Source organism: Acidaminococcus fermentans (assembly GCF_009696675.1).
Classification (GTDB): Bacteria; Bacillota; Negativicutes; order Acidaminococcales; family Acidaminococcaceae; genus Acidaminococcus.
This window is the reverse complement of the sequence record NZ_VULN01000007.1, coordinates 60,721-86,092: the sequence shown is the minus strand read 5'-3', so window position 1 is coordinate 86,092 and position 25,372 is coordinate 60,721. Positions and strand designations below refer to the sequence as shown.

Genomic DNA, 25,372 nt, shown 5'->3' with positions numbered 1-25,372 from the left:
TTGTTCTCCCTGCTCCTGTTATTTCTGGAAATACGCCAGGGTCCCGGTGAGCCCCTTTTCCAGGTCCGTGTAGTCTTTCATGCCCAGGGTTTCCACCAGGGCCTTGTGGCTCAGTACGGAAGCGTAAATGTCTCCCGGCCGCACCGGTCCGTAATGGACATCCATTTTATGGCCCAGGATCTTTTCCATCACCCCGATCAGCTGGTTCAGGGACACTTCCTCATTGGTGGACACATTCAGGGTGGCACAGCCGTTATATCCCACCCCCAGGCTCATGGCCCGGGCAATATCCCCGGCATAGACGAAATCCCGGGTCTGGTTCCCGTCCCCAAAGACAGTCACCGGCTCGTGCTGGGCGATTTTCCGGGCAAAGACGGAGATCACGCCCCCTTCTCCCGTTTCTCCCTGCCGTTCCCCATATACATTGGCGAACCGGAAAATAATGTGCTTCAGACCGAAGCACCGGCTGTACAGACGGATGTAGTCCTCTCCCACCGCCTTGGACAGACCGTAGAAAGAAGTGGGAGCCGGCACTTCTGTTTCCTGAAGGGGCAGGTTCTGGTTGTCCCCGTAAATGGCCGCACTGGAAGAGAAGATGATCTGTTCCACGCCGCTTTTCCGGCAGCCTTCCAGTACATGGACCAGACCGGCCACGTTCAGGTCTTCGTCTGCTTCCGGGTATTCCATGGAATAGGGCACCAGGGTCTGGGCCGCCAGATGGATCACTGTCTGGAACTTTTCCGCCATCAAGAAATCCGTCAGCTCCCGGGACCGGATATCCAGCAGCTGGAACCGGGCTCCTGACGGCACATACGCCCGTTTCCCGGTGGACAGGTTGTCCAGCACCGTTACCTCACAATCACCCCGGCTGATGAGCGCCGGCACCACATGGGACCCGATGAACCCGGCTCCCCCTGTTACTAAGATTTTTCTCATGAATCCATTTCCCTCCGATCGCGAATCTTGGTCAGAATATCCAAGCCAAAGCATTTGATGGTCACAATGGCGCCGATGGTGAACGGAATGTATTCACAGAAGAAACGCCAGAGGATGGCCAGTACCCCGGCCACACCGGGAGGCAGCAGAGAATTGAACAGCACCAGGAAGCCGCCCTCCGCCACCCCGCTGCCACCGGGGGTGGGAGTAAAGTACAGTACCAGGTTGATCAGGCACATGCGTCCCATGACAATGTGCAGGGGCAGGCTGATGCCGAAGGCCTTGATGAACACCGGCACCACCGAATAGATGAACAGCAGGCTGATCCCCGATTCCATAAAGGCCCGGAACACCTGCCGGGGATTGTCCTTCAGCATGAACATGGCCTGCTGGAAATCCCGATACCCCAGGAAAATGGCTTCCTGGACCCGGGGAGAGAACCGGCGGCTGAACCGGGCCAGCCATTTTTCCAGCCGTCCCCCCATTACCAGGTGCCACAGGAGCCAGGGAGCCCCGATGAAAAAGGCGCACACCAGGGCAATGACACTGGTGGGCATCCAGCTTACCAGCACCGGATCCCACCAGAATACCAGGGGCATCACCAAAAACAGGAACAGGATGGAAAATACCGTCCGGACAATGACGATCAGGGTGGATTTGGCCACCGGTACCCCCGCCCGTTTCATGAACATGAGCATGGCAATACCTCCGCCCCCCTGACCGGGAGTCAGAAGTGCCAGGAAATAGTTGCTGAACACCGCGTAGAAAATATGGGCATAATCCATCTTCTCCCCGGAAAGCCTTGTCAGGGTGATCAGCCGGGTGGCATCGAAAAACAGCCCCACCGACAGCACCCCCAGGGCCAGCAGCGCATAATACCATTTAAAAGTGGTCAGATAGACCAGGGCCCGTACATCAAAAGTAAAATAAAGAACGCCTGCTGATACGATGATGACTACAAAGAACAACACGCACAGCATGCGGAATAGGGTTTTGTTCATAGAGTATGACCTGCCAGTATCGTTGTATTTTGAAAAGCTCTGAATCTGTCAATGCTGATACAATCTTTTATTATTATAGCATAGTACAGGAGCAAAAACATAAAACAAATCGTAAATCAGAGCCTGAGCTTTCCTGTGTTGGCAAAATGGAGCTTGACGTATTGGGAAAGAGCCTCTTCCCCCTGGGCTTTGGCCAGCTTCCGGGCCGCTGCCGTAGCCTGGCTGCCGCCCCCTTTGGGCAGTTCGAAGCCTGCTTTTTGGGACAGCTCCCCCATCACTTCCACAAAGGCGTCCCGGGCCAGGATGGACGCCGCCGCCACTGCCATATCCGCTTCCCCTTTGGGCTGCTGGTACACTTTCAGCCCGGGATAAGCTGCTTCCAGGGTGGAGGAAATGGCATTGTGCCGGGTAAACTGGTCCACCAGGGCAAAATGGCATTCCGGCACCTGCTGGAGCACCCGTCCCAGAGCATGGATGTGGCCGCTGGCCAAAAGATGGTTCAGGTTCTGCTTCTGGCTTTTCAGCTGGATATACCGCTGGTTGTAGAACTGGGGCTTCAGTACCAGCACCGTATGGGCTTTGGCGGTCTGCCGGATCTTTTCCGCCAGCTGATGGATTTTTCCGTCGGTCAGGGCCTTGCTGTCGCAGATCCCCCAGCTTTGGTACTGCCGGGCGGTTTCCAGGTCCAGGCACACCGCTGCCACCGCCAGGGGACCGAAATAGTCTCCCTTGCCGCTTTCGTCACTGCCGCACCAGAGCCCGTCGAATCCGGGTTTCCCGTCCAGCAGGGTCACTTTTCCCCCGCCGGCGGAAAGATCACCGGCAAGGGCTGAAGGTTCCGTCTCTCCGTCCAGCGCCTTCTGGCAGCAGTCCCGGAAGGAAGAAACTTTCCCGCTCCATACCTGTTTCAGGCCCTTTTTCCCATTGTAAAGGGCCAGGTTCACCGTGTCCGGGCCCTTCCGGACCTTCAGCTGCCGGCCGTAATTGATTTCCTTCTGCTCCACCGGTTCTTCCGTGAGCAGCTGGAGTTTTTCCCGCACCAGGGTTACATACTGGTCAAAATCATAAGGGGTCATGCCCCGCCTTCCTCCTTTTGTCCTTCCGGCAGGGTCGGGTCCGGCTCCTGGAGATTTTTCGGCAGATCAGGAGGCCGCACCGTCAGGCTGCGGATGGAGACATCGATATTTTTTACCGGCATGCTGGTCATGCCTTCCACTTTCAGTTTGATCTTGGTCTGAAGGCTCTTCACCACTTCGTAAATGGGCGCCCCGAAGAACAGGATGATCTCCAGGAAGATGGTCATCCCCTTGCTGGTGTCCGAAGGCCGGCGCACCTTAATGGAAGTAATCCGGTCCACTTCCTTGTTCTTCTTCACCACGATCCGTACAATGTCGCTGACCACGTAATCGGATACCGTGATCTTCCCGTAGTAGCTGAAAGCCGGCCGGACAATGGATTTTTCCGGCATGGCATGGGGCTTCCGGTTCCGGGAAAACAGCCGGTGAGGCAGATCCACCAGCACCCCGGACAGATGGGGCTTCAGTTCGATGGTGGGCACCGGCACCACGTGTTTTCCTTCCTTGATCCGGGTCTCCCGGGCCTTTTTCATTTCCCGGACGGTGGAAATGTCCTGGATGTACACCGTTTCCGAAGGCGCCGGGATCTGGAGCCGCTTGCAGATGGTCCGGACCATCTTGTCCGAAGTGCCGATCACCAGAAGAGTCCGGATGTCGCTTTTCAGCAGGGCTTCCCGGACTTCCTGGCAGTGGTCCTTTTCCATAAAGATGGCTCGTTTCACCGCCTGGACCTTGTTCTGTTCCGTTTTGGCACTGGTTCCGGCCAGGATCTTGGTCCCTTCGATCAGGAGCCCGTCATCGATGATGCCGTCGCAGTGATGGTCATGGGCGACCCCGATGGCCCGGAAGCTTTTCCCGGTGCCGCTGGGGCCTACAAATGCTACAGTTTTCATGGTATGCACCTGCTTTTCGGATCAGATTTTCTTTCCTTCGATGACACCCTTCACATTTTCGTAGGAAATGGGGAATTCTCCCAGGTGGAGGGGGAACCGTCCCGGATTCCCGTGGAGATCGCTGCCCCCGCTGGTCAGGAGACCATGGTTTTTGGCCACCTGGAGCCAGTCGTGGGGAGGTTTTTCCTTTAAAATAGAAGGATGCCACACTTCCATGCCGTCAAACGGCACCCTGTCCAGCAGTTCTTCCACCAGATCCGGGTTCCCGATTTCCGCCGGATGGGCCAAAACAGCAATGCCTCCCGCCCTGTGGAGCAGGTCCACAGCCTCTTTGGGCTGCATCTTCACCTGCCGGCAGTAAGCGGGCCTGCCGCTGGCAATCAGGGCATCGAACACCGCCTGGGTATGGGAGAACAGGCCTTTTTTCACCAGCACCCGGGCAATGTGGGGCCGCCCCAGGCTTTTGGACCCGTGGGCTTCTTCCCGGACTTCCTCCAGGGTTATGGGATATCCCAGCTGGTTGATTTTCTGGATGATCTTCCGAATCCGGGTGATCCGCCCCACCCGGGTCCAGGCCATGGCCTGGAGAAGAGGCTGGTTCTCCGGGTCGAAATGGTACCCCAGCACATGGACATCCTTCCCTTTGTAGTCCGTGTCGATCTCCACCCCCCGGATCAGCTGGATCCCCAGATGCCGGAAGTGAATGGTCCGGGCCGCCCGGTCGTAGGCCTGGATGTTGTCGTGGTCGGTGATGGCAATGGCGGCAATGCCGGACACCCGGGCCTGGGCAATGATTTTTTCCGGAGTGTAGACGCCGTCAGAAAAGGTGGTATGGATATGCAAGTCAGCCAGCATGACAATTCTCCTTCGTCATTTCTTATGACTTGATTATACCATAGTGGGCGGAAAAAGGAAAAAGGGCGCTGCCGCACAGGCAGCAGCCCCCGTCAATGGTCAATGGCCAAAGGAAGCCAGCCAAGCTGGCCCTGAACACAAAAACCGTAGGGGCCGCACGCCGGGCGGCCCGCCGACTGCACCAGCAGCCGTTGAACGGGCGGGCTCCCCGGCGTGGAGCCCCTACGGATTCGATTCTGTATGCAAAATATTTTCTGCCGTTTTATTCGGCTTCCGATTCCAGACTTTCCACAGAATCTTCCTGGAGATCTGCAGTCTTCCGTCTCCGGGCATACAGCAGCCAGTAGAGAACGGCACAGCCGATGGCACCCAGGCCCACGGCGGAATAGATGCCCTGGAATCCCAGCGGTTCCTTGAAGGCACCCAGGAGGTAAGGTCCTACCCCCAGCCCCAGGTCCAGCATGACGAAATAGGTGGAAACCGCCACCCCGATCCGGACTTCTTCCACCAGCTTCACGCAGATGGCCTGTCCGTTGGACATGAAGGTTCCGTACCCCAGGCCCACGAACACCCCAGCGGCCAGCATTTCCCAGTTCTGGGTGGTAATGGACAGCAGCAGGAGGCCGATGGCCAGGCAGGCATAGGTGGGATACATGACGAAGTCTTCCCCTTTCCGGTCGAACATCACCCCTGCAACAGGACGGGCCAGGGTGATGGACAGGGCATAGACCACGAAGAACAGGGTCCCGGCAGTCATCAGCTGCAGTTCCGCCGCATAGGTGGCCAAAAAGCTCAGCACGCTGGAATAGCACACCGCCACAAAGAAGCCCACAATGGAAATCCCCATGACCCGGGGTTCCAGGAAGTTGGACAGGGACAGCTGTTTCAGAGCCGCCCGGTGTTCTTCCGTCAGCTGGATCTCATCCACCTTCATTACAAAGGCGGCCCCCAGGCAGATCAGTACCATCACAATGGAAAACAGGATGATCACCCGGAAGGGGAACATCTGCTGCATCACCATGCCGATGAAGGGCCCGATGGCCGCAGCCAGGCTCATGCTGAGGGCATAGTAGTTGATGCCCTCCCCCCGCCGTTCCGCCGGGATCATGGCGGATACGATGGTGCTGGTGGCCGTGGAGGCAATGCCGTAGCCCACCCCGCTCAGGAACCGGACGATGTACATGATGGCCAGAGAATCGATGAGGAAGTACATACAGGTGGTCACCAGGAAGAACAGGATCCCGGCATAGAGCATTTTCTTCCGGCCGTACAGTTCCACGGACCGGCCCGCAAACAGCCGGGCCACCAGGGTCCCCAGCACGAAGATCCCGGCCGCCAGACCGGCTTCACTGACGGTGGCATGGAGGGAATGGATGGCTTCCGAAGCAATGATCACCATTAGCATGTAATAGATGATGTAAATCAGGAAATTGACCAGGGTATCCAGGACGAATCCTCTGGTCCACAGACGGGGTTTTGCAGACATGGACAAATCAGCGACCTTTCTTATTGGAATCACGGAATTTTTCTATGGTTCCGATTATACGAGGCTGCCGGTGATTTGTGTAGCGGATAAAAAAGATGGATGTAATCGGAAAAAGCGATTACATCCAGTCTGTTCGTTTCAAACGATGGGTTCCCCGGGCTTCTGGGCAAAACTGGCCAGCACCTGTTCCACATAAGGGCGGATCAGAGGAAGTTTGGGATTGTTCTTCCGGTAGATCAGGTACCCTTCCGCCTTCAGGGGCAGCTGGAGTTCATGCCAGCCGTTGTGATGGCCCAGGGTCCTCAGCAGCCGTTCCGGCAGCAGGGCCCCTGCCCCGTTTTCCTGGCAGTAGTGGATCATGGCATAGGGAGTGGACAGCCGGGCGGAAATCATGGGTTCCCGGTTTGTGCCGGCAAAATAGTCCTGGTAGATCTGGTTCATGAAATAGCTGGTAGGATACAGCACCAGAGGCCGGCTGAGCAGCTGGCTCCGGGTAAGGGGAAAGTCTCCCACCGGCAGGAGGGGTGCATAATACACCAGATTGTCCGTACAGAAGTGGATCACTTCATAGGCATTCGCCGGTTCCCGGTCCGGCAGGGATTCTTTCACAAAATAGGTGGAAACCACGTCCAGCCGGCCCTCGGTAAGAGCCTGGTGGATCTGGTAGGTGGGCAGATCAAACACGTTGAACCGAAGGCTGGGGTTGGTCTGGCGGAAATGGGCAATGTGCCGGTTCATGTGGATGTCCCCCAGGGACCGGAGGATCCCCACATTCAGCTCCACCGGCTGGGATTCTGCCACTGACCGGGTGTCATAGACGATTTTCCGCAGCCCGTCCATCCATTCCGTCACCCGGGCCAGGAAGACCTTTCCTTCCTCCGTCAGCTGGCTCCCCCGTTTGGACCGGTGGATCAGGGGGATCCCCAGGGCAGTCTCCAGGTTCTTGATCTGGGCGCTGAAGGCGGATTGGGTAATATGGGCCTCCCGGGCCGCCCGGGCAAAGTTCCCCACCCGTCCGTATATAATGAAGCATTCCATTTGGGCAATGGTCGGTAAATCTCCAGGCATGGCAATCTCTCCGTTGTGGTATAAGTTGTTCTTATTATAACAGATTGAGGAGAGGTGGTTAAGAGGGTAATGGGTAAGGGCGTGCCCAGTCTCTCCTTATTCTACAACCGCCTGATAAATCTTCTCCGACAGATCTGCCATGGTTTCGTAGGGGGTGTAGTTCCGGGTGAAGATCACCAGTACATAATCCCCGTTGGGGGTATACACGATGCCCCCGTCGTGGCGAAGGTCGTTGACTTCTCCCGTCTTGTGGGCCACCACCGTTCCCCGGGGCAGATCCCCGGGGATGCTGTCGTTGTCGGTCTGACGTTTGTAAATTGCCAGCATTTCCCGGTCCTGGGCCGGGCTCACGCATTTCCCCTGATACAGCCGTTTGAACAGCAGAGCGATGTCCCTGGTGCTGGTCAGGTTCTCCCTGCCGGCCGCCATGGCTTCTGTATCCATCATCTTCCGGCGGAGGACACTGTGGGTGTACCCATGGCGCTGCATATAGGCGTTGATCCGGTCCATGCCCAGCCGGTCGATGAGCAGGTTGGCGGCAGTGTTGTCACTTTCGGTGATCATCAGTTCCAGGGCCTCCTGGAGGGACACTTTGCTGCCGTACCCCCGTCCCTGGAGGACCCCTGCCCCGCCCACTACATTGTCCGAGGTAAGGGTGAAGGTTTCATTCCGGCTCAGGCTGCCGTTCTGGATGTCTTCATAGGCTTTGGCCAGGATGAAGACTTTGATCATGCTGGCAGCGGTCATGGTTTCACTGCCCCGGTACAGGCTCTGGTTGGTGGACAGATTGGTGAAGTACACCTGGGCCGGGCCGGCCGCCTGGATGATCTTGCCGATTTTCTGCATCCGGGGGCTGAGAGCAGCCCTGGCGGAAGCCGCCGGTGCACTGGCCTGGGCGGTACGGGGCATTCCCACCCCGGGCAGCAGAAGAAGGCCTGCCAGTACCAGGCCCATTCCCTTGTTCAATGGTTTCAAAAAAACTTCACTCCTTCTCCAGCCAGCCGCGCCTTCAGGCCCCCCATGAAACGGGGTCCCGGGTCGGTTTTGCCGTGATAATAGCCAGATATGTTTTCTTTCCATAAAGAGGTATGCCGGGCCAGGTCCTGCTGATAATGGCCCAGTACCCACTGGATAGTGGGGTATTTGCCCCGGAGATACCGGATCAGCCGTACATTGGCTTCCATCTGGGCCTGGGTCAGGTCTTCCCGGCCCTCCACACCGCCTACGTTCTCAATACCGATGGAGCACCAGTTCAGGCCGATGGCATGGCGGTTCAGAGCGGTTTCCGGGGTCAGCTGCCAGATGGTGCCGTCCCGGTCCACCAGATAGTGGGAGGCCACATTCAAAGTGCCGTTTTTCAGCCGGGGATTTTCCTCGTTGTAAAAATAGCGGTACACCCCGTCCCGGGAATTGGACGCCGTCCAGTGGACCACCACCGCCTGAGGCACAATGGTTTCCATTTCCCGGCCGTAATGGATCCGGGCATAGTCCCTCATCAGCCGGCGGCGCAGGTCCGTAAAGGCAAGGGGACGGACCACAATGGCCGGTCTGGCGGGCGTGATGGTTTCCTGTACCTTGGCGGCCCGGGCTGACGGTTCCGCCCCGGCGTATTTTCCCTGGACCGGGCTCCCAGGGCAGCTGGCCAGGACCAGTACCCCCGCCAGCGCAAGGGCCTGCCCGGCCCGTTTTTTCTTGTTCATGGGCTCTCCTCCTTTCCGTCCATTGTACTCCTCAATTGTTTTTTCTTCCAGTCCGTTCAAAAAGAAAAGGACATTGCTCCCGCAACATCCCTTTGCCAAACGGAATTTTTCACTGTCCGACAGGACCGATTTCGATTTCGTCGATTTTTCCTTTTTCGATTTCAAAGATCAGACCCATCCCGGGCATTCCGGCCGCCTGGTAGATGATTTTATCCCCACGGACCTTGTCCGGTTTTCCGTAGGTCTCCTCCAGGACGGAAGCCTCCATGCCCACACGGATTCCTTCCGGGGTTGCCCAGCCGTTGTTGGCGGACACTTCTATATGATAGACGGCTCCTTCCGCCAGATGGATGGATACCCCATCCCCATATTCGTATTCCACCACCGATCCGGCTGGATGGGAAGAGGAATGTTCCTGTTCCGTTTCCGTGGGGGTGCCGTATATCTGCCGGACATAGGATTCCCCGGTCCCATAGCCAATGCCGCCCAGGTACAGGGATTTCTGGGGTACCGATGCCAATGCGGCCGAAGCAGCCAGTGTCAAAAGTGTCGTAAGACCTGCAATTGTCCATTTTTTCATCTGATCCATCCTCCTTGTTTTTGAGAATTGTTATTTATAAATATTTTATCATAATTATATGGCAATTTACAACCGTTTTTTAGAAAAGAGCAGAAGCAAGGCCCCCTGGGAGGCCGGGACGGGCTCCCCTCCGGGCAGCCCCTACGCCGTTGGGGGCGAACCCTCTCGTTCGATCTGTTGGACGTGATTGGCTGACTGTTGACAAAAAAAGTACTGCACATGTCCGATTTTCCCATGTGCAGTACTCTTTTTTCACTTTTTCCCCCCAAACAGACACCGCATGGAATTCAGCACGCAGAGGATCAGCACCCCGGTATCGGCGAAGATGGCGAACCACATGTTGATGAAGCCCAGAGCCCCCAGAACCAGGCTGATGACCTTGATGCCGATGGCGAACACGATGTTCTGGTACACGATACCCACGCATTTCCGGGCGATCCGGATGGCTTTGCTGATTTTCAGCGGGTCGTCGTCCATCAGCACCACATCTGCCGCCTCGATGGCCGCATCGCTGCCCAGGGCCCCCATGGCAATCCCCACATCCGCCAGGGACAGCACCGGGGCGTCGTTGATCCCGTCCCCTACAAAGGCCACTTTCTCCTTGGGCTCTTTCCGGCGGATCAGCTCTTCCACCTGTTCCACCTTTCCCTGGGGCAGCAGCTCGCTGCGGACTTCGTCGATGCCCAGCTCTTTGGCCACCGCTTCCGCCGTCCGTTTCTCATCCCCGGTGAGCATGATCACCTTTTTCACCCCGTTGGCTTTCAGGGTCCGGACGGCTTCCACGGCATGGTCCTTGATCCGGTCGGCGATCAGGATGTGTCCATGGTATGCCCCGTCGATGGCCACATGGACCAGGGTCCCCACCATGTGACAGTTCACATAGGGGATGTGGAGCATTTCCATGAGTTTGGCGTTCCCGGCGGCCACGGTATGGCCGTCCACCCGGGCCACCACCCCTTTACCCCCGTATTCCTGGATATCCGTCACCCGGCTCCTGTCGATGGGTTTGCCGTAGGCCTGCTGGAGGCTTTTGCTGATGGGATGGCTGGAGGCACATTCCGCCAGGGCCGCCATTTCCAGCACTTTTTTTTCTTCCAGTTTGTTGTGATGGACGGCGGAAACTTCAAACACCCCCTGGGTCAGGGTCCCGGTCTTGTCCATCACCACATAGGCCGTATGGGCCAGGGTTTCCATATAGTTGGATCCCTTGATCAGGATCCCCTGCCGGCTGGCGCCCCCGATCCCCGCAAAGAAGCTGAGAGGAATGGACAGCACCAGGGCGCAGGGACAGCTGACCACCAAAAACAGTAGGCTCCGGTACAGCCACATGTGCCACAGAGGCGCCATGCCCAGGGCCATCCGCACCAGAGGAGGCAGTAGGAACAGGGCCAGTGCCGCGCTGCATACCGCCGGGGTATAGACCCGGGCGAATTTGGTGATGAACACTTCAGATTTTGCTTTCCGGGAGCTGGCGTCTTCCACCAGGTCCAAAATCCTGGATACGGTGGATTCCCCGAACTCTTTGGTGGTCTCTATGGTCAGCACCCCGCTGAGGTTGATGCAGCCGCTGATCACTTCATCCCCAGGGGCCGCTTCCCGGGGAAGGCTTTCCCCGGTGAGAGCCGCCGTATCCAGACTGGACCGGCCTTCCACCACCCGGCCGTCAATGGGGACTTTTTCCCCGGGCTGGACGATGATCCGGGTGCCGATGGCCACATCATCCGGGTCCACCCGGACCAGTTTCCCGTCCCGCTCCACATTGGCATAGTCGGGACGGATATCCATCAGTTCGCTGATGTTCCGGCGGCTTTTGTCCACGGCATAGTCTTCGAACAGTTCCCCCACCTGGTAGAACAGCATGACCGCCACCGCTTCTGCATAGTCCCCGTTCTGGTAGATGCCCAGACCGAAGGCCCCCAGGCTGGCCACCGCCATCAGAAAGTTCTCATCCAGCACCTGGCCCTTCCGGATATTTTTCGCCGCCTTCAGCAGGATGTCCCAGGCCACAGTCAGATAGGCCGCCAGATAGGGCAGCAGGTGGAGAAAGCGGTATTCCAGGTCCACCCCTTCCCCGCTCCAGGCATCCGGCAGAAAGGCCCCGGCCACCGTCAGCACAAAGGCGGCGGCGATCCGGCCGATCATGATCTTGTTTTCCTGTTCCATATTCCCATCCTCTCCGGTATCCATTCAGCCATTCTTTAACAGTAAATCTTGCAATCGTCATCCAGTTTGGCCACAGCCGCCTGGCAGCGGCCCATGACTTCCGCCGGATCCGCCCCCTCTGCAAAGGTCACCTTCAGCTTCAGCAACATAAAGTTCAGCACCGCATCCTGGACTCCCGGAGTGGCCTTCACCGCTTCTTCCATCTTGGCCGCACAATTGGCACAGTCCACTTCCACTTTATAACTCTTTTTCATGATTCTTCCTCCTTGCTCTTGTCTAACGATTAAACAATCGTTTAATCGTTTTTCTGACTTATTTATACCACAAACCAAAAAAATAAGCAAGAGAAAGGGGAATTTTTCTTCTTTCTCTTGCTTATAATTCAATAACTGTTTATTTGTTTACAAAATGCTCAGCAGATGGTAGGCCACAAAGGTAACGATCCAGGCCGTTGCCAGCTGGAAGAAGGCTTCAAAAGCCGTCCATTTCCAGCTGCCGCTTTCCTTGTGGATGGTAGCCAGCGCCGCCGCACAGGGCACGTACAGCAGGCAGAAGATCATCAGGCACAGGGCGTTGAGGCTGGTGAACCCAATGGATTCCAGGTCAGCGGCAAATTCCGCCATGCCCGCTCCAGAGCTTGCGTTGGTAATGCCAAAGAGCACGGCACAGCTGGAAACCACCACTTCCTTGGCGGAAATCCCGGCCAGAAGAGCCAGACAGATCTGCCAGAAGCCCAGGCCGATGGGCCGGAAAACCGGCACCAGCACATGGCCCATAATGGCGCCGAAGCTTTCTCCTGCATCGGTGGTGTAGCCGCTGGGGCCGAAGTTCAGCAGGAACCAGATCAGGATGGTGGCCACGAAAATGGTGGTCCCGGCCTTTTCCAGGTAACTCTTCACCTTTTCCCACATGTAAATGCCCACAGTATGCATATCCGGCAGCTTGTATTCCGGCAGCTCGATGAGCAGGAAGTCTTCCGTCTGGCGGTGCTGGGCCTTTTCAATGCCATGGAGCACCAGAGCCACCAGGATGGCCACCGCCAGCCCGATCAGGTACATGGAATAGGCCACTACCATGGCATGGCTGCCGAAGAACATCTCTGCAAACAGGATATAGATGGTGAGCCGGGCGTTGCAGCTCATAAAAGGCGTCACCAGCATCACCTTGTACCGGTCCCGCTTATGTTCCAGGGCCCGAGATGCCATCACAGCCGGCACCGTGCACCCAAAGCCCAGGAGCATGGGGATGAAGGCCTTCCCCGACAGCCCCAGACGGCTCATCACGTCTTCCATTACATAGGCCACCCGGGCCATATACCCGGAATCTTCCAGGAAACCCAGTGTCAAAAACAGGATCAGGATATTGGGCAGGAAGGTGACAATGGTCCCCACGCCCCCCAGGACCCCGTCGATGATCAGGGATTTCAGGGCATCGCTGACGGACCAGGCGGTGAGCAGCCCTTCCAGTCCGTCTCCGAACCAGCCGATGAAGTCTTCCATATACCCCTTCAGCCAGTCCCCTACGGTAAAGGTCAGGAAGAACACCACCGCCATGATCAGCAGGAACACGGGGATCCCCCAGAACCGGTCCGTCAGCACCTTGTCCAGCCGGTCCGTCAGCTTGTCGCTTTCTTCCTTGTGGAGCAGCACTTCGTGGATGATTTCTTCAATGAAATCATATTTTTCCCGGATGATCCGGGTTTCGTAGTTCTGGTCCAGGATATCCGGCCGGTCCACCGGGTGTTTTTTCAGCACTTCCTGGTCCTGTTCCAGCAGCTTGATGGCATGCCACCGGGGATTGATGATGTCCGGATATTTCACTTCCAGTTCCGCGATCAATTGGTCGATCCGGTCCTCAATGGGATCGGAATAGACCATGGCGTACATTTTGTGGTCCAGCCGGTGGGCCCCCACGGCCTTGTGGTCGTGGATCAGCGGGTCCGTGTGTTTGGCGTCCCGGTGATGGATGGCCGCATGGAGCAGCACGTCCAGACCCCGGCGCTTCCGGGCGGAAACAGGGATCACCGGGATTCCCAGCATTTCCGGCAGCCGGTGCAGGTCGATTTCCATCCCCCGTTTTTCCACAATGTCCATCATATTGAGGGCCATAACCACCGGCTTCCCCAGTTCCAAAAGCTGGAGGGTCAGATACAGGCTCCGTTCCAGGGCGGACGCATCCACCACGTTGATGATCACATCCACTTCGTCACTGAGGATGAAGTCCCGGGAAACGATTTCTTCCATGGTATAGGAGGTGAGGCTGTAGGTGCCGGGCAGATCCACCAGGTGGATGTTCATGTTGTGGCGCCGTATGGCCCCTTCCACCTTTTCCACGGTGACCCCGGGCCAGTTGGCCACCTTCAGGTTAGCCCCGGTAAAGGCATTGAACAGGGTGGTCTTCCCGCAGTTGGGGTTCCCGATGAATCCGATGGTCAGGTTCTGGGCATCGTGGAGATGCTTTTCAGGCTGCTGCATATCAGTCATGGTCCACCTCCACCTTGTCCACGGTAATGTTCCGGGTCATGTTGTAGCCCAGGGCAAACCGGGTGCCCCGGAGCAGGATCACCATAATGCCCTTTCCCTTCCGGGTAATGCAATGGATCCGAGTCCCCAGGGTCATCCCCAGGGCCTGGAGCCGCCGTTCAATCTGGAACGGCAGATCGATCTGAGTAACGACTGCAGACTCCCCTGTCTGCAAATCCTTTAAAAGCATGTACTGTTTTCCCCCTGTAAGTAAATTCAGCGGTAAAGGAAACTGCCCAGTAACTGAAGGCCCGTATCCCTTTATGCATAACTAACCGCATTTGTAATTATAATCAATTACCCGGGTATTGTCCACAGGAGGGAGGGGCGGCCGGGACGGGCTCCCCTGCGGGGAGCCCCTACACCGTTGGGGTCAAGGGTTTTCGTGCTATTGATTGGACGGGGTCGGCACAGGGACGATGAAAACCGTTTTCCCCGCATCCCTGCCGAATCTCCGACCGTGACGGCGTAGGGGCGAGCCGCAGGCACGCCCTTCCCTGGCCTCCTACTGCATCACATTGACATTTTGATTGATTCCCTCCAACACCTTCCTGATCTGCAGCCAAACATCCATATCGTTGCCAAACAGTACATTGACTGTCCCACGATCGGTAAACGGGCTTTTCAGCAAAATGGAATTATCCTTCAGAAAGCCATTCACAGACAAATAATCAATGAGTTGCTTAACAAAATAAATCTGGTTGTCATTCAGGTTTTCCTGATTGATGTACTTGGCAAATGCCTGATTCAGTGCTTCTTTATCCATTCCTACCACTGAACGTACAAATTCTCCCAGCGGTTGGTTCTGATATTCGTTATGGTACTGTTCCTCTGTTCCCAGACGGTTCCACAACAAATCTTCCAAATCATCCATATCAACCTTTTGCATTGGCTCATTGTTCCGTAATTTTCGGATGGCCGGTATGTCTTCGTGTTGTTTCAAATAGAATTCCACTTTTTTCCTGTAATTGTCCAGGACTGGCGGTGCAACAGGTTGTTCATCCGGTCCTGTTTCCTTAATCTGTAACAGTGTATCCGTAAAATCCGTCTCATAGATTACTGCTTTGCCTTTTGGAATCAGTTTCATCAGATTCCGCAGTTCTTTGCGGATTTTTTCCCATTGGCTGATGCCTGCTTTCTGAAGATAATCTGTATGGAGAAGGCTAGTGATGAACTCTTTCTTCTGCTGTACAGCCGGGATAGTTCCCAAATGGGTCAAAGCCTCCAGCTTCTTTCTCAGATCCGTCAATCCACGGGGATAGGCTTTTCCTTCTGCACTGGCAAGTTCCAGCTGATACAACAGGGCATCAAACCGCACTGCATTAAAATCTTTATCCTCATTTTGCATCAGCGGCCCCAGATGTTTCTGGAGGTTCTCCACATCCTGATAGGCCAAAGCTGTAAACCGGTCTTTTTCCTGGAACCCATCCACATACTGGAGCTGCATCTGTACGGCAAAATTGTCCCTGGGCAGCGTCTGAATCTTAGTAATGACCTTTTCCACCAGTTCGTTCCTAACATTCTGCAATTCTGCCGTTTGCTGCTCCAGTTTCTGCAGCCGGAAGATCAGTTCCACTTCCAAAGAAAACACTCCCTGGGCCAGGGACACAACACCGCTGGCTTCGATTCCATTTGGGTTTTCCTGGAAAAAGTCGAAGTTCCCGCACAGATCAAAGATATAAAATTCCTTTTTATCTTCTCCATCCAGTAATTTTGGACAGGTCCGGGTTCCCCGGCCAATCATCTGCCAGAATTTGGCACGGCTCAGCACCGGTTTAAAAAATACAAGATTTAAAATAGAAGGGACATCCACCCCTGTATCCAGCATATCCACCGAAATCGCCACCTGGGGCAGTTTCTTTTCATCAGAAAAATCATCCAGTGCCTGCTGGGCGTATTCGATATAGTTGTCAATGACCGTACAGTAATCATCGCTCAGTTCGGGATACATTTCCTTCCAGACCTTCAGGATGGCTTCTGCATGAGCGTGGCTCCGGGCAAAAATAATGGTTTTGCCAATGGTGCTGTTGTACCGGATACGGATACCATCTGTCATCAAGACGGACAAAGCCTTTTTGATGGTATCCTTGTTGAAGATTTTCTGATTCAGCGCCGATCCATCGATGGACTGGGGCAGGTTTCCCTCTTCATCGGTGAACGTGTCCTCATAGGCCTTTTTTTCTTCGTCCGTCAGGTCTTCATAACGGATGCCTTCCTGCATCAGTTTCAGTTTGCAGTCCACCACATGATAGGGCACAAGGAACTTGTCCTTTACCGCCTGCTGCAGGTCATAGTTATAGGTGGGCACCCCATCCTCAAGATCAAATACACTGTAGGTATTCCGGTCGATTTCATCCCGGGGCGTCGCTGTCAGTCCAACCAAAAGTCCATCAAAGTAATCAAAAATAGCCCGATATTTGTTGTAGAGACTGCGGTGGGCCTCATCCACAATAATCAGGTCAAAATGGCCGCAGGTAAACATCCGGTGTCCCGTTTCGTCACGGATTCCATCAATGCAGTGGATCATGGTCTGGTAGGTGGAAAACACGCCCCGTGCACTGGGATTGGCATTTTTTTCGGTCAGGTTGGTGATGGTCAGATTGGGCAGATTGTTCCCAAAGGCTTTCTTGGCTTGGAGTACAAGACTGTTCCGGTCTGCCAGAAACAGGAAATTTCGAATCCATCCATGACGGAGCAGCACATCCACTAGAGAAATGACGGTACGAGTCTTGCCGCTGCCGGTAGCCATTACCAGCAGTGCTTTTCTCCGGTTCCGCTGATCAAAAGCTTCACAGACTGCTTTCGCAGCCGCCAGCTGATAATACCGTCCGGCAATATGGCTGTCCAGCTGAGCATTGATCAGAGGCTGTTTCGTTCCCATCTTGTAAAATTCTTTTTCCAGATCGCTGCGGGAATAAATCCCACTGACCGTCCGTTCCGGGTATCCGCCTTTCTGATCCGCCACGATCCTGGTTTCAAATCCATTGGTCAAAAAAATGATAGGACGCTGGCCAAACCGTTTTTCCAGACTGTCTGCATACAGCTTCCCCTGTTTCCGCCCGGCAGCCACATCCCGGCTGGTCTTTTTGGCCTCCACAACTGCCAGGGGTTTCCCATCCTGGCCAAACAGCACATAATCCGCTGCTCCATACCCGGTTGGGCTGGGCATCTGATCAACAGGATATTCATCCACCCAGTTTTGGCCCCGCACCCAGCCGGCTTCTGCAAGCATGACATCAATATAGGCCTTGCGGGTATCGGCTTCAGACATGGTTTCCGGAGGCAGATGGAAGCCCTGTGCTTTTTCTTTCCGGAGAGCCGTTGCTTCAGCCTCTGCCGCAGCATATTTTGCCTGGAAGGCCTTTAGTTCATTTTCTTTTTTCTCCAGAGCCGCCTTTGCTTTTGCCAGCTCTGCGGCCTGTTTTTCCAGGGTTCCTGTATCTGCCTTTAGAGGCTGAGAAATCCGTGCAGCAGAAAAAGCCTCTTCAGGCAGTTCGATCTGGCTGTAGCTGTATGCAATAAAACGCAGAAACATATACAAAGATTCCAGTGCCAGTACCGCCTGTTCCTGAGATACATTTTTACGGCTCTGGGGGCCTGCATGAGCTGCCGTATTCCCGATTCTGCGGATGTACTCCAGCCGAAGCTGGAGCTTGGCATCCACAATGGCTTTGAATTCATCGGTATTCAGCAAAGTGATGAGATTATCCTGATAAGGGATATGGAGATCCCGGTCGATGGAATACATCCATTTTACAGCAGTTTCCATGGCCTTCCGGCAGGTCATGGCACAGATGGCCGGATCGATGGCCAGGACTTTTTCTGCATTGCTGGCAACGTCATAAAGCGGTTTGAATTTGGGGTCCTGCTGTAAAAAATCAAAGTTTCCCATCATACCAGACTCCTTATCAGGAAAGGTTTCACTTCTCCCTATACTTTATCACATTTTGTATCATTTTTCTGCTGTTCTCTGTGGACAATTTTGATTTGTCGATGTGATTTTTTAATCGTGCAAATTTTCTCTGTTCCAATATTTTAGGTATTGGAACTACTAGTTGCTTTATAGCAGAAAGATTTAATGTTTTCTGTGCTATTCCTTTTACTTGCCTATCAATCTGCTGTTGAACATTGCTTGATAAAAGAGCACTATGCAAAAAATCACTATCTACAATCTCATGTTTAGGTTTTAGATAAGCGATATGCCGTTGAAAAAGAAACTTTTTATTATTTTTGACTACGGCCGGATGTCCATATGAACCAACCGTTGATAAAATAATATCTCCCATTTCAATTGGGGTCCGTACTATAAGACTGTTATAAGTTTCTTGAGTAATGTATTTTTCTGTATTGTAGGAAATCTCATTATTGACAATATTAGAAACAAAGATAAACGGAATACCACATGATACAAATTCAGGAGGCTGATGCGTGCCATCGGTGATTATTTTACAAACTTCATTCAGTCTATAGTGTTGCCTTTCATTACTAAACATCTCCACAAATCGGGATTGGCTCCTAGGCAATGAATTTCTGATGGGCATTCTTGACGTTTTTCTGGTTGATCATGGCGTACTGCATGGTGGTATCGATCTGGGTATGGCCCAGAAGCCGCTGGACCTGTTCTATGGGCATCCCCTTGTCGATGGCCCGGGTGGCCAGGGTCCTTCTGAATTTGTGAGGATGGACCTTGGGGATGTGGAGTTCTCTCCCCAGAGCCCGGAGCCTGCTTTCCACTCCGCTGATCTGCAGCCGGTTATAGGGCTGGAGCAGAGAAACAAAGAGAGCCGGATTATCATCCTTCCGGCTGTCCAGATAATTTTTCAGATGGATCTTGGTCCGTGCATCAAAATACACAGGCCGTTCTTTCTGACCTTTACCGAATACCACACATTCCCGGTTTTCAAAGTCAATGTCTTCCCGGTTCAGACGGACCAGTTCTCCCACCCGGATGCCTGAAGAAGCCAAAAGGTCGATGATGGCCAGGTCCCGCAGCGAATGGCAGCTGTCCCGGAGCTGTTCCAGCATTTCTTCTGAATAAGTCTCCTTGACCCGCTGGTCCACCCGGATTTTATGGATCCGGCGGACAGGGTTCTTCAGGATATAGTTTTCTTCCTCCAGCCAGTTGAAAAAGCTGGAAAGGATCCGGCGGATATTGTCCAGGTTGGCCTTGCTGCAGCCGGTCCGGTCTGCATATTGAGCCAGGTAGTTCCGGATATGTTCCGTCTCCATCTGAAGTACTGAAAGGGGGTGGAGTTCAAACAGTTTTTGGAGAACGGACTGATAATATTTCACAGTCCGCGGGCTGCAGCCTTCCACCCGCTTGGCATCCAGAAACTTCAGCAGCAGTTCCTGATTGGAGGGTCCCTGGCGTAAAGCCGTTTCTGGGATTGGTACCTCTTGGAGGCACTCCTCCAAGGTTTCTTTCAATCGGTTCAACTGGCTGTTGTCCAGGTAAGGCAGCATTCTCTGCAAAATAATGTCCATCAGATGATTTTTCATGGAATCCTCCGTTTTTGGAACAAGGATACCATAAAAATCAGTCGAAGTACTGCTGCATCAGGGAATTTTTCAGTGTTTCCAGTTCTTCCAGGCTTTTTTGCACCGCCAATTTTGATTTTTCGATGTGGTGAGTAAAAATAGAAAACCTTATCTGCTCACCTATTGGTGGTAATGCTACTGGTAATCCACGCAATTGCTTCATATTGATACTTGCGATTCCTGTTGTCTGTTTTGCAGCTTTCAAAAAATATTTTCTTGCAGATTTACATTGAAGATATTCTTCAAAATATTCCGGTGTTAATAAATTACAATTTAGTCTCACCCTAAAAATATGATTTTGGTGAATACAATTTTTGGGTGGATTTATTATAACAGCACCTCTTCCTACCTTATCTGGATCACCACCTTCAGTAATTAAAACATCATTAGATTTTAATCTGTATTGTTCTACCTCTGCTTTAGTTGCTAAGATTGTTTTAATGGTCGACCAGTCAATAAATCCTCTTTTAACGTTAGAAACAGCCATATAAGGGACTTCCAACAAATTATTATCTTTTGTCTTTCTACCCTTTGTTATTCCAGAGACAATATTTGAAACTTGATATAAATTACAAATGCTGTAATTGCCATCCCCAAACATCTCCACAAATCGGGATTTGACTAAATTATCAAGTTCGACTATTTCTTTTTTCCGTGCATCTATGATATTTTCAACCAAGCCTAAAACATTAATTATTCGTTGTTGTTCATCTCTCGATACTAAATTAAATGGCTCATTCTTGTAGTCCTTAAAATAAATATGAGGAATTGTTGCACCAGTAAAGTATTTTTCCAGATGCATATGGCAAATGACATAGTAAAGATATTGAGGAAGAACATTATCCCTTGGCAGCAAATATTGCAATGTCCCAATAACGGATGATTTCTCTGGACATAAAATAGCTCTTCCGATACCAGCTCCATCTTTGATTACAGCAATATATGGTTTTTCTTGATGAAAGAAATTTACCTTGCCAAGAAGACCTGAGGCTCCATAAATTGGATATACCCCTTTATTACTTGGTATATCAGATTGTTTGATATTTGACGATGCTTTTTCGCAAACATCTCCTAGTTTTACTTTCATGATTATCTTATATCTCCAAATCTAAAAAATCACTTTAACATTTTTTCCAAGGTAAGCATATCCTGATTAATTTGTTCTTCTAAAGTCTTTAGATTTGCCATAATCTCACTGGTCGGTGGGTATTCCACCGGCACATACTCGATTTCTTTGTACTTGTTGATGGACAGGTCATAGTCGTTATCCACGATTTCCTGTTTGGGTACAAAGAAACTCTGTTCCGTCCGTTTCCGACTTTTTTCTGCTTCCCGGTTATGGTAGCGCTGGATGATATCCGGAATGTCGTTCTCCTGTACAGGGGACCGTTTGTCATCCAGAGAAAATCCATCGGCTTTCATGTCGTAGAACCATACATCATCGGTGCCGCCGGCTCCGGTTTTGGTGAAGATCAGGATGGCCGTGGACACCCCGGCATAGGGCTTGAAGACCCCGCTGGGCATGGAAATGACGGCTTCCAGGCGCTGGCTCTCGATGATTTCTTTCCGGATGGCCTTATGGGCCTTGGAGGAACCAAACAGTACCCCATCCGGGACGATGCAGGCGCACCGTCCGCCGTTCTGGAGCATCCGCACGAAAAGAGCCAGGAAAAGGAGTTCTGTTTTCTTGGTTTTCACCACTTTCAGCAGGTCATCGGCCACCACATCATAATTCAGGCTGCCCTTAAAAGGGGGATTGGCCAGAATCAGGGAATACCGTTCTGTATCAGCATTCTGTTCTGACAAGCTGTCTTTGTACTGAATATCCGGATTTTCCACCCCGTGGGTCATCATATTCATAGCCCCAATCCGCAGCATGGTCCGGTCCATATCGTACCCATGGAACATCTCATCGTTGTAATGTTTCTTGCTCTTTGGTTCAAACAGCACCTGGTCCCGGTAATGTTCCCTGAGGTATTCCCCGGCAGCTACCAAAAATCCACTGGTCCCGCAGGCAGGGTCGGTTGCCTTACAACATTTGATACAATTACACGATTATTCCCTTAAATTCTTGAACGATGCACCCTGGGGTGCAAAGTGAAGTGCACCCCAGAAGCTCCCTGCAATTGCTGTTAAAATTGGCATGCCTGGTGTTTTGGACAAAGAAAAAACCGCTCTGCATTTCTGCAAAGCGGTTTCTATTTATGCCTTGATTTCCGTCCCGTCTTGAAAGACCACGGTTACATTCTCTTTATCTTTTACTATCATTTTATCGACCAGGGCACACCAGAGTGAATGGTCAAATTCGGTGAGCAGGCTATCCCGACCTTTCAGTTCCTGAATGAACCGTCCAAGCTGCTCATTCCGATCCTGGCGGTTTTCAATCTTCTCACACAGTTGTTCGTACTCAATTTTCATTACATCATAGCGGCCGATGATGTCATCATACTGTTTTTGGTACTCTTCCTGGTTCTGCGCCACCCGTGCATTCTGTTCCACAGCATTCTGGGCCATTTCCACCAGGATGCCGATTTCCTTCTGCATGGCATCTCGTTTGGCTAGAAGGTCTCCGTTGTCACAGATCACCTGCCTAGCATCCTCGATGGTTTGGATGATCTCATCCTTCTCTGTAATCATCTTGTTCATTGCCCGGACGAAGTACATCTTGATTTCCTCTTCTGTCAGATGCGGCGTTCTGCACCCTGTATTGTTTCGGAACTTATTATTGCACTGGTAGATGATCCTGCGGTACTTGTCATTGGAGTGCCAGACCTTCGCACCGTACCATCCTCCGCATTCAGCACACTGGATTTTGGTGGAAAAGATGCTGGTACCACTGAAGTACTTCCGTGCTTTATTTCTACGTTTCAGTTCCGCTTGCACCATTTCAAAGGTCTGAGGTTCAATAATGGCTTCATGGTCATGCTCTACATAGTATTGGGGGACTTCCCCTTCGTTGATTTTCGTTTTCTTTGTAAGAAAATCAACCGTATAGCTTTTTTGTAGAAGTGCATCTCCCTTGTACTTTTCGTTTTGAAGGATACTGTAAACCGTACGTGCACTCCATTTGGATTTTCCTCCTGGGGTTTTAAGTCCTCGTTTTGTTAGTTGCTTGGCAATAGTTGTTGTTCCCAAGCCTTCTAGGAATAGCTTGTAGATGAGCTTGATCGTTGTTGCTTCTTCTGGTACAACTACTAGCCCACCGTTCGGGCCTTTCTTGTATCCCAGGAAACGGCTGTAAGCGACGCTGACTTTGCCATCGGCAAACCGCTTCCGATGACCCCAGGTGACATTTTCTGAAATACTCCGGCTTTCTTCCTGGGCCAGGGAACTCATGATCGTCAGGAGCAATTCTCCCTTGCTGTCGAAAGTCCAGATATTTTCCTTTTCAAAGTAGCACTCTATTTTGTGTTCTTTTAATTTCCGAATAGTGGAAAGGCTATCGACGGTATTTCTAGCAAACCGACTGACCGACTTTGTGATGATCAGGTCGATTTTCCCGTCCAGGGCATCTTTGACCATCCGTTTGAACCCATCCCGATGACGAGTGTTGGTGGCGGAGATGCCTTCGTCCGTGTACATACCCACGAAGTCCCAATCGTCCCGTCCTTTGATGTAGTTTGTGTAATAGTCCACCTGGGCTTCATAGCTGGTAATCTGATCATCGTGGTCTGTTGAAACCCGTGCGTACCCTGCTACTTTCCTTTTCTTCCGACTATTTATCGGAGATGATGTATAACGGCTGATTGTTGCCGGAATCGCTCTTACTGTTTTTGCCATCGATTATCCTCTCTCTTCCATTCTTCTTTCAGCGCAAGCATTATTTTTTTAGCCTCTGGGTCCTTGCGTTTTGCATATTGCATGATTTCATGCATATAAGCCCGATACGCTTCGCTATGACGGGTTCCCCGTTTTCTTTCTCTATATTGCCTGGTTTCCGTATGGCCATCTTTAAAATGAAATGTTATTTCTCCATTCAGGACAACTGCTTTTTCAAGGGATTCATCCATTTTTTCCTCATTGAAAGTGTCCAGTCCCAGCACAGAAGCAGTTAGCTTTTTCATAGTGCTGTCTTTGATGGCTTCATTGCCACATATACCAGCACACCGCCAGTACCGTTCCTTTTTTCCATCAGAATATGTAGTTTGTTGGCTCCTGTAATTTTCCCCACATTTCCCGCATTTGATAAACCCCGTGAACTCATTGAATATCTTTCGATTGGGATTTGTGCTTTTTAGCTTATGTCTTTCTCCCCATTCCTTCCGGCGTTCACTAGTCCATGCGTCCTTCCGGGCAGTAGAAACCCATTGCCGTGTAATCTGCTCTCCATTTTTCATATGAAACACCATCACATGATGTTCCGGAACCACAATTATATCAACCTGATTCAGAAAGACTTTTTCATCGAATTCGGAAAGCCCCAGGACTTCTGTGCATTCCTTGACTAGGACTTTCTGTGGGATAGCTCCCTTAGAACGGCAGGTTCTTCCTCTCTCTTTATGGGAAATACAGGTCCAGCAATCCTTATTTTTCCGTTTACTGCGAATATGCACAAAACTCTTCCCGCAGATTCCACACCTGATTTTGGTGGTAAAACAGCAGGTATCGATGGACCAGTTTGCCAAAGCCCCCAGTTCCCGCCGTCTTTCCCTTTCTTCCTGTACCTTTTTATAGGTTTCCATGGGGATAATGGCCTCATGTGTATTTTCCACAAAATATTGTGGGAGTTCTCCATGATTGATTTTGGTTTTTCCGGTGATGGGGTCTGCCGAATAGGCTTTCTGGAACAATAGATTACCGGTGTAAGTAATATTCTCTAAAATTCTCCGGACGGCCGAATTCCCGAAATGTTTCCCATTAAAGGATTTCATTCCCATTTCTTCCAGCTGCTTTTCCGTGGTCTCAGCGGACAGGCCTTTTAAGAAGTTGTCATAAATGAGCTTTACAACAGACGCTTCCTTGGGCTCAGGGACAAGCTGATCTCCCTGCCAACGGTATCCATAGATTCGAAACCGTCCATTAGGAATCCCTTGTGCAAAACGTTTTCGGGTTCCCCATTTGACATTTGTACTAATGGAACGGCTCTCTTCCTGGGCAAAGGATGCCAGGATGGAAAGCATCAGTTCGCCGTCACCCGTAAGGGAGCGGATATGCTCTTTCTCGAATCGCACTTCTATACCCAGGTCTTTCAAATGCCGCACTGTCGTTAAAAGGTCTACCGTGTTCCTGGCAAAGCGCTGGATGGACTTTGTAAGGATAATGTCAATCTTTCCTGCTTCACAGTCCGCCAGCATCTGCTTGAACCCTTTTCGCTTGTCGATAGTGGTTCCGCTGATACCGTCGTCTGCATAGACACCGGCAAATTCCCATTCCGGGTTTCTCTGGATCAGGCCGTTATAGTAGCTGATCTGAGCCGATAGGGAATGGTTCATCCGTTCCGACTCCACGGAGACCCGGGCATAGGCTGCCACTTTTTTTCTCCGCACGATGGCCGGCATGGGCCGACTGACCCGCGTGATTTTTTTCATTGTATCAACTCCTTTTACTACTATTA

At 52.3% G+C, this 25,372-nt stretch carries 20 protein-coding genes and 1 pseudogene; all 21 read right to left on the bottom strand.

The window, feature by feature from the left end:
* Window positions 1–18: 18 nt before the first annotated feature.
* The 21 genes and pseudogenes from FX155_RS06135 to FX155_RS06035 all read right to left on the bottom strand — a co-directional run bounded on the left by FX155_RS06135 (window position 19) and on the right by FX155_RS06035 (window position 25,346).
* The gene (locus tag FX155_RS06135) at window positions 19–936 is read right to left on the bottom strand and encodes an NAD-dependent epimerase/dehydratase family protein (RefSeq protein WP_022487811.1); all 918 of its coding nucleotides are present in this window, start codon (window positions 934–936) and stop codon (window positions 19–21) included.
* Entirely contained in the window at window positions 933–1,937 is a 1,005-nt protein-coding gene (locus FX155_RS06130; RefSeq protein ID WP_154488074.1) for a lysylphosphatidylglycerol synthase transmembrane domain-containing protein, read from the bottom strand. The genes FX155_RS06135 and FX155_RS06130 overlap by 4 nt, the downstream gene beginning before the upstream one ends.
* Before the next feature lie 116 nt (window positions 1,938–2,053).
* Window positions 2,054–3,013, bottom strand: a complete 960-nt coding sequence (locus tag FX155_RS06125) for a ribonuclease HIII (protein WP_022487809.1) — start codon at window positions 3,011–3,013, stop codon at window positions 2,054–2,056.
* Window positions 3,010–3,906: an Asp23/Gls24 family envelope stress response protein gene (locus tag FX155_RS06120; RefSeq protein ID WP_022487808.1), complete on the bottom strand. Its 897-nt coding sequence runs from the start codon at window positions 3,904–3,906 to the stop codon at window positions 3,010–3,012. Before FX155_RS06120 ends, FX155_RS06125 begins: the two co-directional genes overlap by 4 nt.
* Before the next feature lie 21 nt (window positions 3,907–3,927).
* A complete protein-coding gene (locus FX155_RS06115; protein WP_022487807.1) occupies window positions 3,928–4,761 on the bottom strand; it encodes a PHP domain-containing protein in 834 nt (277 codons plus the stop codon).
* A gap of 262 nt (window positions 4,762–5,023) precedes the next feature.
* Entirely contained in the window at window positions 5,024–6,247 is a 1,224-nt protein-coding gene (locus tag FX155_RS06110; protein ID WP_154488110.1) for an MFS transporter, read from the bottom strand.
* Window positions 6,248–6,385: 138 nt separating this feature from the next.
* Window positions 6,386–7,315, bottom strand: coding sequence for a LysR family transcriptional regulator (locus FX155_RS06105; protein WP_022487805.1), 930 nt, complete (start codon window positions 7,313–7,315; stop codon window positions 6,386–6,388).
* Between the two features lie 96 nt (window positions 7,316–7,411).
* Window positions 7,412–8,290, bottom strand: coding sequence for a serine hydrolase (locus FX155_RS06100; protein WP_195839619.1), 879 nt, complete (start codon window positions 8,288–8,290; stop codon window positions 7,412–7,414).
* Window positions 8,287–9,015 carry an N-acetylmuramoyl-L-alanine amidase gene (locus tag FX155_RS06095; RefSeq protein ID WP_154488073.1) on the bottom strand — a complete coding sequence of 243 codons (729 nt, stop codon included), beginning with the start codon at window positions 9,013–9,015 and terminating at the stop codon, window positions 8,287–8,289. Before FX155_RS06095 ends, FX155_RS06100 begins: the two co-directional genes overlap by 4 nt.
* A 109-nt stretch (window positions 9,016–9,124) precedes the next feature.
* Window positions 9,125–9,595 (bottom strand): hypothetical protein, encoded by a 471-nt coding sequence (locus tag FX155_RS06090; protein WP_154488072.1) that lies wholly within the window; start codon window positions 9,593–9,595, stop codon window positions 9,125–9,127.
* A 252-nt stretch (window positions 9,596–9,847) separates the two neighbouring features.
* Window positions 9,848–11,758 carry a heavy metal translocating P-type ATPase gene (locus FX155_RS06085; protein WP_022487801.1) on the bottom strand — a complete coding sequence of 637 codons (1,911 nt, stop codon included), beginning with the start codon at window positions 11,756–11,758 and terminating at the stop codon, window positions 9,848–9,850.
* Window positions 11,759–11,793: 35 nt separating this feature from the next.
* Entirely contained in the window at window positions 11,794–12,012 is a 219-nt protein-coding gene (locus tag FX155_RS06080) for a cation transporter (protein WP_154488071.1), read from the bottom strand.
* A 147-nt stretch (window positions 12,013–12,159) separates the two neighbouring features.
* Window positions 12,160–14,241: a ferrous iron transport protein B gene (feoB, locus tag FX155_RS06075; protein WP_022487799.1), complete on the bottom strand. Its 2,082-nt coding sequence runs from the start codon at window positions 14,239–14,241 to the stop codon at window positions 12,160–12,162.
* Window positions 14,234–14,470, bottom strand: coding sequence for a FeoA family protein (locus FX155_RS06070; protein WP_022487798.1), 237 nt, complete (start codon window positions 14,468–14,470; stop codon window positions 14,234–14,236). The genes feoB and FX155_RS06070 overlap by 8 nt, the downstream gene beginning before the upstream one ends.
* Window positions 14,471–14,785: 315 nt before the next feature.
* On the bottom strand, window positions 14,786–18,175 hold the full coding sequence (locus FX155_RS06065) for a DEAD/DEAH box helicase family protein (protein WP_154488070.1): 3,390 nt from the start codon (window positions 18,173–18,175) through the stop codon (window positions 14,786–14,788).
* 25 nt (window positions 18,176–18,200) lie between these two features.
* On the bottom strand, window positions 18,201–18,773 hold the full coding sequence (locus tag FX155_RS06060) for a restriction endonuclease subunit S (protein WP_229778462.1): 573 nt from the start codon (window positions 18,771–18,773) through the stop codon (window positions 18,201–18,203).
* Window positions 18,774–18,795: 22 nt separating this feature from the next.
* Window positions 18,796–19,779 (bottom strand): site-specific tyrosine recombinase/integron integrase, encoded by a 984-nt coding sequence (gene xerA, locus FX155_RS06055; RefSeq protein ID WP_154488068.1) that lies wholly within the window; start codon window positions 19,777–19,779, stop codon window positions 18,796–18,798.
* 37 nt (window positions 19,780–19,816) lie between these two features.
* A complete protein-coding gene (locus FX155_RS06050; RefSeq protein ID WP_154488067.1) occupies window positions 19,817–20,905 on the bottom strand; it encodes a restriction endonuclease subunit S in 1,089 nt (362 codons plus the stop codon).
* A 29-nt stretch (window positions 20,906–20,934) separates the two neighbouring features.
* Window positions 20,935–21,840, bottom strand: a pseudogene (locus FX155_RS06045) (HsdM family class I SAM-dependent methyltransferase); the annotation flags it as partial.
* A 180-nt stretch (window positions 21,841–22,020) separates the two neighbouring features.
* Window positions 22,021–23,598 carry a recombinase family protein gene (locus FX155_RS06040; RefSeq protein ID WP_154488065.1) on the bottom strand — a complete coding sequence of 526 codons (1,578 nt, stop codon included), beginning with the start codon at window positions 23,596–23,598 and terminating at the stop codon, window positions 22,021–22,023.
* Window positions 23,583–25,346, bottom strand: a complete 1,764-nt coding sequence (locus tag FX155_RS06035; RefSeq protein ID WP_154488064.1) for a recombinase family protein — start codon at window positions 25,344–25,346, stop codon at window positions 23,583–23,585. The genes FX155_RS06040 and FX155_RS06035 overlap by 16 nt, the downstream gene beginning before the upstream one ends.
* Between the last annotated feature and the right edge of the window lie 26 nt (window positions 25,347–25,372).

Bases quoted from the DNA above. Each gene is read 5' to 3' on its own strand.
- feoB (WP_022487799.1), bottom strand. From the start codon at position 14,241: ATGACTGATATGCAGCAGCCTGAAAAGCATCTCCACGATGCCCAGAAC.
- FX155_RS06065 (WP_154488070.1), bottom strand. From the start codon at position 18,175: ATGATGGGAAACTTTGATTTTTTACAGCAGGACCCCAAATTCAAACCG.
- FX155_RS06115 (WP_022487807.1), bottom strand. From the start codon at position 4,761: ATGCTGGCTGACTTGCATATCCATACCACCTTTTCTGACGGCGTCTAC.
- FX155_RS06080 (WP_154488071.1), bottom strand. From the start codon at position 12,012: ATGAAAAAGAGTTATAAAGTGGAAGTGGACTGTGCCAATTGTGCGGCC.
- FX155_RS06085 (WP_022487801.1), bottom strand. From the start codon at position 11,758: ATGGAACAGGAAAACAAGATCATGATCGGCCGGATCGCCGCCGCCTTT.
- FX155_RS06135 (WP_022487811.1), bottom strand. From the start codon at position 936: ATGAGAAAAATCTTAGTAACAGGGGGAGCCGGGTTCATCGGGTCCCAT.
- FX155_RS06040 (WP_154488065.1), bottom strand. From the start codon at position 23,598: ATGGCAAAAACAGTAAGAGCGATTCCGGCAACAATCAGCCGTTATACA.
- FX155_RS06070 (WP_022487798.1), bottom strand. From the start codon at position 14,470: ATGCTTTTAAAGGATTTGCAGACAGGGGAGTCTGCAGTCGTTACTCAG.
- FX155_RS06095 (WP_154488073.1), bottom strand. From the start codon at position 9,015: ATGAACAAGAAAAAACGGGCCGGGCAGGCCCTTGCGCTGGCGGGGGTA.
- FX155_RS06105 (WP_022487805.1), bottom strand. From the start codon at position 7,315: ATGCCTGGAGATTTACCGACCATTGCCCAAATGGAATGCTTCATTATA.
- FX155_RS06060 (WP_229778462.1), bottom strand. From the start codon at position 18,773: ATGTTTAGTAATGAAAGGCAACACTATAGACTGAATGAAGTTTGTAAA.
- xerA (WP_154488068.1), bottom strand. From the start codon at position 19,779: ATGAAAAATCATCTGATGGACATTATTTTGCAGAGAATGCTGCCTTAC.
- FX155_RS06050 (WP_154488067.1), bottom strand. From the start codon at position 20,905: ATGAAAGTAAAACTAGGAGATGTTTGCGAAAAAGCATCGTCAAATATC.
- FX155_RS06120 (WP_022487808.1), bottom strand. From the start codon at position 3,906: ATGAAAACTGTAGCATTTGTAGGCCCCAGCGGCACCGGGAAAAGCTTC.
- FX155_RS06035 (WP_154488064.1), bottom strand. From the start codon at position 25,346: ATGAAAAAAATCACGCGGGTCAGTCGGCCCATGCCGGCCATCGTGCGG.
- FX155_RS06110 (WP_154488110.1), bottom strand. From the start codon at position 6,247: ATGTCTGCAAAACCCCGTCTGTGGACCAGAGGATTCGTCCTGGATACC.
- FX155_RS06090 (WP_154488072.1), bottom strand. From the start codon at position 9,595: ATGAAAAAATGGACAATTGCAGGTCTTACGACACTTTTGACACTGGCT.
- FX155_RS06125 (WP_022487809.1), bottom strand. From the start codon at position 3,013: ATGACCCCTTATGATTTTGACCAGTATGTAACCCTGGTGCGGGAAAAA.
- FX155_RS06130 (WP_154488074.1), bottom strand. From the start codon at position 1,937: ATGAACAAAACCCTATTCCGCATGCTGTGCGTGTTGTTCTTTGTAGTC.